The following is a 1709-nucleotide window of genomic DNA, read 5'->3' on the forward strand; positions in this document are numbered from 1 at the left end:
AAGATATTCAGGTCGAAAGCACCAACGACCCCATAGAAAAAATGATTTTCTAAATTGTTTCCATAGTAAGAACCAGCAAAGGCAAAAAAGAAAAGTTCCCTGATGCTCTGTCTCAAAAGACGGAACACAGGGAACTTTTTAATATTAGTTTTTCATTAAAATTTATTTAGCTTAAATTTTTATTTATAATATTGCAGATGATATCTCCCACCTGGCTTGTAGAACCTTTCCCCCCCATATCCGGGGTAAGACTCTCTCTGCTTTCTAGAGAATCCTCTATACCTCTCATTACAGCATCTCCCAAAGACTCATGTCCCAGAAAATCCAGCATAATTTTTATGGTCCATATCATGGCTATTGGATTGGCAAGGCCTTTTCCTGCGATCTCTGGTGCAGAGCCGTGTACCGGCTCAAACATAGAAGGATAAGTACCGTCTGGGTTGATGTTGGCTCCAGCTGCAAATCCCAGTCCTCCCTGGAGAGCAGCTCCGAGGTCGGTAAGAATGTCACCGAATAAATTTGATGCCACCACGACGTCAAAACTCTCCGGTCTCTGTATCATGTACATAGCCGCAGCATCCACGTGATATTCTGCAGTTTTTATTTCTGGATATTTAGCTTTCTTTTCCTTGAAGATTTTATCCCAGAAAACCATGCTGTGGTTTAGGGCATTGGATTTTGTGATACTTGTAAGGTGATTAAGTTTGTTTCTTTTTTTAGCCAGCTCAAAGGCATAATCCATTACTTTTTCAGTGGTTTTACGTGTAAAAACACTTGTCTGAAGAGCGATCTCTTCTTCTTTGCCTTCCCTTTCGATTCCCCCTATACCGGCATATTCTCCTTCGGTATTTTCTCTGATAAAGATCATATCTATATCCCCTGGTTTTTTATTCTTGATGGGACAGTCCGTCTCTGACAAAAGTTTTACCGGTCTGTAGTTGATATACTGATCGAATCCCTGCCTTATCTTTAAAAGCAGGTCTCTAAGGGAAACATGATCAGGGACACCTGGAAATCCAACGGCTCCCAAAAGTATTGCATCAAAATTTTTCAGTTTTTCAAGTCCGTCATCATCCATCATCTTACCGTTCTTGAGATAATATTCGCATCCCCAGTCATACCAGGTAAAGTCAAAAGCCACTTCTCCTGTGAGTTTTGAAAGAGTTTCCAGGACTTTTACCCCTTCCTCCATAACCTCTATTCCGATACCGTCACCAGGAATTACTGCGATTTTGTATTTTTTCATTGTTTACCCCCCAAATTTTATATTAAAAGCATAACTACCCTTAATTATGCTTTTTTGGATTTAGTAAAAGTCGTTACTTTTCATTAAGGAAAAGAATCAGAAGTCGTTATTTAAAAGAGAACCTCTGCCAGAACGGCATATAGAGGTATAGTTATTACTACCAATATGGTTGAAAGTCCCACGAGTTTTGACGCCTCTTCTGGATTCTTGTTGTAATATCCGCTCAAAATGGCTACATTTGTCATTATAGGCATTGAATTTTGTATGAAATAAACTTTTTTCAGGATTACAGGCAGAGTGAGGAAACCATCAGCTATTTTTATTATGATAAAACCGATTAAAGGAGCCAGTATAAATCTTACAGCGAGACTTATTACAGATTCAAAATCGGGTTTCAGAGATTTTATTCCCAGACTGTAAATAGCAGTCCCTAGGTAAAGCATGGCCATAGGAGTGGTCATTC

The 1709-nt window shown here is 39.1% G+C and carries 2 protein-coding genes; both read right to left on the bottom strand.

Features of this window, described 5'->3' with window-relative positions; translation table 11 throughout:
- Positions 1-166 precede the first annotated feature (166 nt).
- On the bottom strand, positions 167-1246 hold the full coding sequence (locus ABZA26_RS14455) for a tartrate dehydrogenase (protein ID WP_372715194.1): 1080 nt from the start codon (positions 1244-1246) through the stop codon (positions 167-169).
- A gap of 110 nt (positions 1247-1356) precedes the next feature.
- The coding region (locus ABZA26_RS14460) for an AEC family transporter (protein WP_372715195.1) at positions 1357-1709 on the bottom strand (353 nt) is incomplete at its 5' end.

Origin of the sequence: Ilyobacter sp. (assembly GCF_041583315.1) — a bacterium.
In the GTDB taxonomy this organism is placed as follows: Bacteria; Fusobacteriota; Fusobacteriia; order Fusobacteriales; family Fusobacteriaceae; genus Ilyobacter.

Coding starts and splice junctions, on each gene's coding strand:
- ABZA26_RS14455 (WP_372715194.1), bottom strand. CDS start 1,246: ATGAAAAAATACAAAATCGCAGTAATTCCTGGTGACGGTATCGGAATA.